An 8,025-nucleotide genomic window follows, 5' to 3' on the forward strand; every position below is an offset into this window, starting at 1 on the left:
TGAGTGGCGACTGACGTCGCTTGTGTGATGTGGCTTATTCCATCGAGACGAAGGCCCCGATATGACGGAGATCCAGCGCCCCGGAGCCCTCTACCAGCAGGTCGCGGCAGCACTGCGCGAAGCGATCCTGTCCGGCGAGTACGAGCACGGCGCACCGCTGCCCTCCGAAGCCCAGCTGATCAAGCGCTACAGCGTCTCCCGCCCCACCGTGCGCAACGCCGTCGCAGCGCTCCGAGCGGAAGGGCTGATCGAGGTCATCCACGGCAAGGGCAGCTTCGTCCGGTTGTCCCCAGCACCCGTGCTCACCATCGAACGACGCATCACACGCAGCGGAGCCGGTCGGTACACCACCCACACCGGCACCTCCTGGGAACAGAGCGAGGAGCCGGGCGTCTACCGCACCCGGACTACCGCCGAGACCGGCCAGGCGCTGCACCTGGGCGAAGAAGAAGCCCTCTTCGGCTGCGACCGCCTGTTGCTCGATCCGGCATCCGGCACCCGCGCTCTCCACCGGACGCTGATTCCCTTCGCCGTAGCCGAGGAAGTGCCCGAACTCGGACAGCACCCCGACAGCGAACCGGCCCGCATCTACGAGCTGCTGGCCAAAGCCGGACACGCGCTGTGGTGGTCGGAGACCGTGCAGGCCAGAATGCCGCTGCCCGACGAGCGGACCGCCTTGCAGACGCCCGACGCGACCCCGGTGCTCCACCTGTCCCGCACCACACACGGCGCCGACGACCGCCCGCTCCTCCTCGAAGAGATGCGCCTCGGCGCGGACCGCGCGCAGGCCGCCTACCGGATCACCGCCGACAAGGCACCCGCCGCACGCCGTTCCCGTGCCTGACCCGGACAGCGAGCAGCGATCGGTCGAAACCTTCTTCACTTCCTCAAGGGCGCGCCTACGGCGCGCCGGGCGGCCCTGCCGCCCCGGCCGGGCATGCGGCGTGACCGCCGGTCCCGTCCGGCGGCAGCCGCCCGATCCCATGGGAGCCCTCAACCGTGCAGGAGTTCGCCGCTTCGCTCGGGCCCGGTCTGTGTGTGGCTGGTGGTCGACGGCCTCCAGGGCTTTACGCAGCTCCCATGGGGCGAGCCTCGCAGAGCAGGGGGCCGATCGGGCACAACCGCGGGCAGGGCAGGGGCCCGCCCGATCCGCCGGGCCAGCGTAAGGCCCCCTACTCTCTCGCCCCATGGCAGCTACTGCCCAAAGCCCTTGCGGCCGGCGACGTGCCCAAGCCGAGCGCTCGGGGCAGGCAGGCTTCACGATGTCGTCCCTCCCTGCTCCTGAGCCGCCAGCTCAAGAAGGCCCGCCACTCTGTCGACCGCGTCCGGCCACCCGGTCAGGCGTACGACGCCCCGCCCGTCTACCGCCGTATCGGCGACTGCCCGAGCCTCAGAAAGCTCCAGGCCTGCCGCCAGCAGCGCGCGGTTCAGCCGGTCCGCCGACTCCCGCGCTTCTCGCCATCCGCCGACGTAGTCGACGCCGGGCACCCACAGCACGGATTCAAGGCCCAGAGCATCCAGCCCGTCACCGGGGCCGTTCCCGCCAGTGCTGGTCACTGCTGACCACCCCTGTTCCGGTCCAAGTAATGTTCTGTCAACTTCCTTGCACCGGAGCAGAAATGCACAACGACGGCCCCGGTACCATCAGGCACCGGGGACCGTCGCGTCCCCTGCCGGGCCACCCTTCGCTTTCCAGGGCTGATGGGGTGGCCCGGTCTCGGTCTTCGGATGTGGTTGACGGAGCGCGGCCCCTCGCGTCGGGAGGGGATCCCGTACGGCCCGAAGGGCCGCGCCCGTATGCGGCCGGAGCGGTCAGACCGGCCGGACCGGGCCGCCGCCACCTCCCGAGCTTGCACAGGAGGCGCTAGGGATACGGCAGCCCGGAGTCTGCTACGGCGAGCGATCGGCGGATGAGCCGTCGAGGTCGAAGCGGCAGAACACCGTCTTGCCGCCCCCCTCTTCAGGAGCCCACCACAGAGCATCCGCCAGCCGTTGCACGATCAGCAGCCCCCGCCCCGAGTCGGGCAGCACCGCTTCGGGCAGGTCACCGACGAGATGCGGCATGAAGATCTCCCCCGTGGGGGACACCGGCGGACTTGAGTCCTCATCCGCCACGCCGACGAACAGCCACTTCGGCCACTTGCGCAGGCTCACATCAACCCGGCGCGACCCACCGGGACGCGCGCGGACGCTGTCCGGCACCGAATGGTGTACGACGTTGTCCACGAGTTCGGATACCACCAGTCGGACGTCGTCCACGAGCTGAGGCAGCCCCCAATCCTGAAGAGCCTCACGCGCCATGTTGCGCGCCGCATGGGCTGTGTCCGAAGACTCCGCGAACAGCGTCATGGCCCGGTACTTCTCCAGGGGCGAAACCCTCGCCGCATCACGTGGAGTGATCAACGGCAGAATGCAGGGCTTCCGCTGACTCATGTTGCTCACGTTGTCCAAGGGCCCATTCATCATGTCCCCTCCCGACTTCAGCGGTTCTTTGGACCGCCGTTCCGTGTGGACAGTCAACGGCGTGGGATGCACGAGCGGGAGCGTTCACCAGGGGGTTCACGTGAACACCTGTAGAGCAGAGGGGGGTTCACGCATGAACCCCCCTTGACCATGTGATCTGTGACACCATGTTCACTCGCCGTCAGTGACCGATGGCAGGGGGCCATGAGTCGACAGCCGAACGAGCAACTGATCTCTCTCATGGAAGAGGCCAGCGTCTCAAACAAGGGGCTGGCCAAGCGGATGCGGGATCTCGCCGAGCAGCGCGGGCAGTCACTCGGCACGACTCACGTCGCCGTACAACGATGGCGGGACGGATCCGGCATCCAGCCCCAAACAGCGGCGATCATGGCGGAGGCGCTGAGCGTCAAGCTCCGCCGTCGGATCACTCCCACCGATCTCGGATTCTTCCCCCAGGCTGCGCCCGTCGCCCCGGTAACCGTCGGCTATCCGCAGTCCTTATCCGAGGCTCTATCGTCACTCGACAGCCTCACCGGCGAACGGGCCGAGACGGACACCGGCAACCGCCTGATCATCGCGGACGGGGACCTCAGCGCCGCCGTCCTGTCATGGATGGTCGCCCGCCCCGATGGCATCCAGGCCGACAGGCAGGTATCCCAGCGCGTCGGCATGCGCGACGTGCGCGCCATCCGCACCGCCGCGGACATGTTCATGAAACTGGACTTCCTGTACGGCGGTGGCCATGGCCACAAGGCACTGCGTCACTACTTCCGCCACGAGGTGCTGCCCTTGCTGAGCGCCAGGTACAGCGAGAAGACCGGCACAGCGCTGCACGGGGCAGCCGCCGAAATCGCGCAGCTGCTCGCATGGACCGCGTACGACTCCGGCAACCACCGACTCGCCCACCGCTACATGATCTCTACCCTGCGTCTGACCAAGGTCGTCGACGACCGCATGTTCGGCTCGCGCATCCTCGCCAACCTCAGCCACCAAGCGAACTACCTGGGAAACAACGCCCAAGCCATCCAACTCGCCCGCGCCGCGATCGAAGGAGCGCACGGCAAGGCGACGCCCCGCGCCATGTCGATGTACTCCGCGATGGAGGCACGGGCCCTGTCCAACTCAGGCGACCCCATCGGCGCGGGCCGCGCAATGAACGAAGCCGAGCGCCACTTCGAGCGGGCAGACGCGACCGAGGACCCCGAGTGGCTGGCCTACTTCGACTCCGCCGAGCTGATGGGCGAGTTCTGCCACTGCTTCCGCGACCTCAAGCAGCGGAAAGGGTCCCTCGCCCACGCCCAGCGCGCCGTCGACGCCACCGATCCGCAGTACGCCCGCACCCTCGGCTTCTGCCGCATGGTGCTCGCCCAGAGCCAGCTGCTCAACGGCGAACTGGAGGCCGCGCTCTCCACGGCCAACCTCGCCGTAGAGGCCGGCGACTCCCTCCAGTCCGCCCGCTTCCAGCGCTACATCACCGACTTCCAGCACGAGATCAGCGCCCACACGGCGAACCCTTCCGTGACCGCGTTCAACGACAAGGTTCGAGACGCCCTCGCCCGCCTGGACGACGAATAACCCCTACCAGGGACGCCAGTCCCTCGGCGCATCATCGTTGCGCAGGCCCGCGATCCGCCGCCGGTACTCCTGCGCGGTCCGCTCGCTCTCCCGCACGTTCTGCATGAGCCACGTCGTCATATGGAACTCCTGAATGCCCCGCAGCGTGGCGTACCCAGGCCAATCCCGAAGATCCCGGCCGTACGCCGCCACGAAGTCCGCATACTGCTCCGCCGTCTGCCACCCCAGACTGTGATGCTCCACCGCAGTGACCATCAGATCCCACTCAGGGTGATCGAAGCAGAAGTTCTCAAAGTCGATCAGGATGACCTTGCCCCGGTCGTCCACCATCAGGTTCTGCACATGCGCATCCCCGTGCACAGGCCCCTTGTGCGACTCGAACCGCAGCTCCGCGTACCGCTCCCGCAGCTCCCGGTCCCGCTTCCGCAGAAACACCCGGTCGTCCTCAGGGATCCCCACCGCACGATCAATCCGCAAGTCCGACTTGCCGAAGACGTTGTACGAGGGCAGCTCCAACCCCGTGGGGACGGCCAGCGAGTGCAGATCCCGCAGGACCGCCCCCAACTCCCCGTATGTGGCCTTACGCTCCCCCTCAACGATCAAGTACCAGAACGTCACCGGGTGCCCATCCACCACGAGCGGCTGCTCTAGGTCATCGACCACCCGCACCGCCGGGAATCCCTCGCTCGCCAACCAACGCGAGACCGCCACCTCATTGCGCACCATGGGCAGGTAGTCCACGGACCGAGCCACCCGCGCGACCACGGGCACCGACGCCAGCCGGAACAGCGCGTTCTCCCCGAACCGGATCAACTCCGCGTCTCTGCCATCCAGCCCCGCCGCCCGACACGCGGCAGCCACCACCCGCGCCGCCCCTGCCGACGTAAACCCTCCACCCGATGCCCGCGCAGCATCAACCGCCATGCCGGTACCAGCTCCCCTAGTCGAGCGCGCCCCCCGGCGCACCTGCTGGTGACCAACCAACAACGCCGGGCACTCCACTGACCGTACAGACCCATCAGAGCGAGCGGCGAGGGGAGCACGTCGTCCCTCAGGAGACTATTGATCAGAAACTCATGGGGTTCTCGTCGAGGACGTAGCGGATGTGCGGGCAGCCGAAGTATTGATCCGAAACGGTTTGGGTTCTGGGTCCGTCACCCGCGACAGCCTGCCACCAGGCCCGACACCACCCGTGAGCGTTCAGGAAACTGAACGCCGTAACGCGATGGTGCCGTACGGGGTGTGGCGCGGACTGTGGTCCGTCAAGCGCGGTGCCTACCGCAACCAGCCGCTCGGCGGCCCGCACGACGCGGCCGCCGACGCGCGGGTACTGCATGAACGGCTGGAGCCACCGGAGCGGGAGACGAGCAACCACCGTGCTGGTCCATGCGGCAGCGGTCAATCGGTATGGAACCGGAGGAACGTGGCTGGGCGTATATCGGGCAAAGACGCTGTGTACGCGCTGGTAGAGCGCTACGGTCTGAGACCGACCGGCATGCAACGAGCAATGACGAGGGGGACGGGATGCTGCCTGAGGCGTTGACGGCACTGGCCGCGGCGGGGGGTGCCGCGGTGGTGCAGGCGGCGGGAAGCGACGCGTGGGAAGGGCTGCGCGACCGGCTGGCGCGGTGGTTCGGCCGTGGCGATGCGGAACGTGAACGCGGCGAGCTGGAACGGCTGGAGGGCAGCGCGGCGGATCTGGCCGCTGCCGGATCTGGCACGGCCGAGCAGGTCAGGGCACGGCAGGAGGCCGTGTGGCAGACCCGCATCGAGACCCTGCTGGAAGGCCTGGGTGACGAGGAGCAGCGCACCGAGGCCGCCGCCGAGCTGCGGCAGCTGCTGGAGGAGGCCGCCCCGGCAGCGGCCGGTGGGGTGGGGCTGGTGTCCGGCAACACCTTCACCGGCCCGACCGCGTTCCAGGCCGGCAACCACAACAAGCAGGACGTCCGCTTCGGCCCCCAATCGTGACCGCTGACGCCACCGGCACGCCGGGCGGCGGTGTGCACGGCAACACCTTCAACGGCCCTGCTGCCGTGCAGACCGGGCCCTTCGGAACCCAGCACGTGCAGTTCGTCTACCAGTGGAGGCCCGCCTACCGGATCGAGGACTTTCCCGCCGCGCCCCGCCCGGTTCGCACCCGGATACTGGCCGAGCAGCCCTCCCGGCTGCTGAAGGCCGCGCATCAGGTGGTGCCCTTCACCGGCCGCCGCGCCGACCTGGAGGTGCTGGCGTCCTGGCGGGACGACCCGGCCGAAAGACTCGCCGTCCGGCTGGTCCACGGCCCCGGCGGCCAAGGCAAGACCCGCTTGGCTGCCCGCTTCGCCGAGCTGAGCCACAAGGCGGGGTGGACGGTGTGGCAGGCCGTCGTCAACGAGACAGGCGCCGACCCCCTCACCACCAGTCAGCCCCCCGAAACCGCACGTGGCGTCGTGCTGGTGGTCGACTACGCCGAACGCTGGCCCGCCCCCGACCTGCACCGGCTCCTTCGAGAGCCGCTGTGGCACCAAACGGGCGTTCCGGTGCGTGTTCTGCTGCTCGCCCGCCCGGCCGGCATCTGGTGGGAAAGCCTGGAGACCTGGATCGGCGACCAGCTCGACATCGACACCACACTCCACCAGCTGCCCTCGCTGGCCGATGAGCCACAGGCCCGCGCCGAGCTGTTCCAGCAGGCCCGGGACCGTTTCGCCGACCGCCTCGGCATGGCCCCGGACCGGGCCGCCCGAATCGGCCCGCCCCTGGACCTGGGCACCGACACCGACTACGCCCAGGTCCTGACCATCCACATCGCCGCCCTGGCAGCCGTCGACGCCCAGCTGCACCACGAGAGCGCCCCCACCGACCCGGCCCGCGCCTCCGCCTACCTGATCAAACGCGAACGCGCCCACTGGAGCGCCCTGCACCAGCGTGCCTCCCAGCCGCTGTCCACCACCCCGGAGGCGATGGGCCGCACCGTCCTGACCGCCACTCTCACCCGTCCTTTGGCCCGCCCCCATGGCCAGGCCGCCATGAGCCGGATCGGGCTGGCCGACTCCACCGCCGCCGCCAACACCCTCCTGGACGATCACCGCTACTGTTACCCGGCGTCCTCCACTGACCCGGCCCGTACTGTCACGGTGCTGGAACCGCTGTATCCCGACCGCCTCGGCGAGGACTTCCTCGGCTTGACCACCCCGGCCAGCCCCGACGATCCCGACACCCCTCACCCGGTGTCCGAGGCCGTCACCGACGACTGGGCTCACCAGGCCGTCCACCGCCTCCTGACCGCCGCAGATGCCGGTGCTCCCGCGCCGTGGACCCGTGACGCCCTGACGGTGCTGATCGAAACCGCCCGCCGCTGGCCCCACATCGCCACCGGCCAGCTCTTTCCCCTGCTCAAGAGCCACCCCGAACTCGCCCTGCACGCCGGCGGCACAGCGCTGGCCGCCCTGGTCGGCCTCGACACCCTCGACCTCGCCGTCCTGGAAGCCATCGAGCCCCACCTCCCCGAAGGCCGGCACACCGACCTCGACGTCGGTATCGCGGCCATCACCTACCGTCTGGCCCGTCACCGCCTGACCTCCACTCAAGACCCCGCCAGACGCGCCCGCATCCACGGCACCCTCGCGGTACGCCAGTCCTACGCCGGACTGCGCAACGAAGCCCTCACTGCTGGCCAGGACGCCCTGCGAGCCTGGCGCGACCTCACCCGCACCGACCCCGCACACCAGCCTGACCTCGCCGCCTCGCTGTCCAACCTCGGCATCCAGCTGTCGGAGGTGGGGCGGCGGGACGAGGCCCTGACCGCCACCCAGGAGGCGGTCGATGTCTACCGTCGGCTGGCCGCAGGCAACCCGGCCGCCTATGAACCCGACCTCGCCGGCTCGCTGTCCAACCTCGGCAACCGGCTGTCGGCGGTGGGGCGGCGGGACGAGGCCCTGACCGCGGCCCAGGAGGCGGTCGATGTCTACCGTCGGCTGGCGGCGGGCAACCCGGCCGCCTATGAACCCG

Annotated in this window: 7 protein-coding genes; 4 read left to right on the plus strand and 3 right to left on the minus strand. The window is 69.2% G+C overall.

The features are described from left to right. Positions 1 to 61: 61 nt before the first annotated feature. Entirely contained in the window at positions 62 to 844 is a 783-nt protein-coding gene (locus QCN29_RS24705) for a GntR family transcriptional regulator (protein ID WP_279930872.1), read from the plus strand. 413 nt (positions 845 to 1,257) lie between these two features. Here QCN29_RS24705 and QCN29_RS24710 read toward each other — a convergent pair whose 3' ends face one another. Further along, on the minus strand, positions 1,258 to 1,557 hold the full coding sequence (locus QCN29_RS24710; protein WP_279930874.1) for a hypothetical protein: 300 nt from the start codon (positions 1,555 to 1,557) through the stop codon (positions 1,258 to 1,260). Between the two features lie 333 nt (positions 1,558 to 1,890). After that, positions 1,891 to 2,433, minus strand: coding sequence for an ATP-binding protein (locus QCN29_RS24715; protein WP_279930876.1), 543 nt, complete (start codon positions 2,431 to 2,433; stop codon positions 1,891 to 1,893). A 234-nt stretch (positions 2,434 to 2,667) separates the two neighbouring features. Between QCN29_RS24715 and QCN29_RS24720 the strand changes: the two genes are divergently transcribed. Further along, positions 2,668 to 4,038, plus strand: coding sequence for a tetratricopeptide repeat protein (locus QCN29_RS24720; protein WP_279930878.1), 1,371 nt, complete (start codon positions 2,668 to 2,670; stop codon positions 4,036 to 4,038). 3 nt (positions 4,039 to 4,041) lie between these two features. Here the strand turns inward: QCN29_RS24720 and QCN29_RS24725 are convergent, their stop codons facing one another. After that, entirely contained in the window at positions 4,042 to 4,962 is a 921-nt protein-coding gene (locus tag QCN29_RS24725) for a phosphotransferase enzyme family protein (protein WP_279930880.1), read from the minus strand. Positions 4,963 to 5,562: 600 nt separating this feature from the next. Here QCN29_RS24725 and QCN29_RS24730 point away from each other — a divergent pair. Beyond that, positions 5,563 to 6,006, plus strand: a complete 444-nt coding sequence (locus QCN29_RS24730) for a hypothetical protein (protein WP_279930882.1) — start codon at positions 5,563 to 5,565, stop codon at positions 6,004 to 6,006. Further along, on the plus strand, positions 6,003 to 8,025 hold a 2,023-nt coding region (locus QCN29_RS24735), incomplete at its 3' end, for a tetratricopeptide repeat protein (RefSeq protein ID WP_279930884.1). The genes QCN29_RS24730 and QCN29_RS24735, both read left to right, overlap by 4 nt.

The organism is Streptomyces chengmaiensis, from assembly GCF_029846775.1.
Taxonomy (GTDB): Bacteria; Actinomycetota; Actinomycetes; order Streptomycetales; family Streptomycetaceae; genus Streptomyces; species Streptomyces chengmaiensis.

Bases quoted from the DNA above. Each gene is read 5' to 3' on its own strand.
- QCN29_RS24705 (WP_279930872.1), top strand. From the start codon at position 62: ATGACGGAGATCCAGCGCCCCGGAGCCCTCTACCAGCAGGTCGCGGCA.
- QCN29_RS24715 (WP_279930876.1), bottom strand. From the start codon at position 2,433: ATGAGTCAGCGGAAGCCCTGCATTCTGCCGTTGATCACTCCACGTGAT.
- QCN29_RS24720 (WP_279930878.1), top strand. From the start codon at position 2,668: ATGAGTCGACAGCCGAACGAGCAACTGATCTCTCTCATGGAAGAGGCC.
- QCN29_RS24725 (WP_279930880.1), bottom strand. From the start codon at position 4,962: ATGGCGGTTGATGCTGCGCGGGCATCGGGTGGAGGGTTTACGTCGGCA.
- QCN29_RS24730 (WP_279930882.1), top strand. From the start codon at position 5,563: ATGCTGCCTGAGGCGTTGACGGCACTGGCCGCGGCGGGGGGTGCCGCG.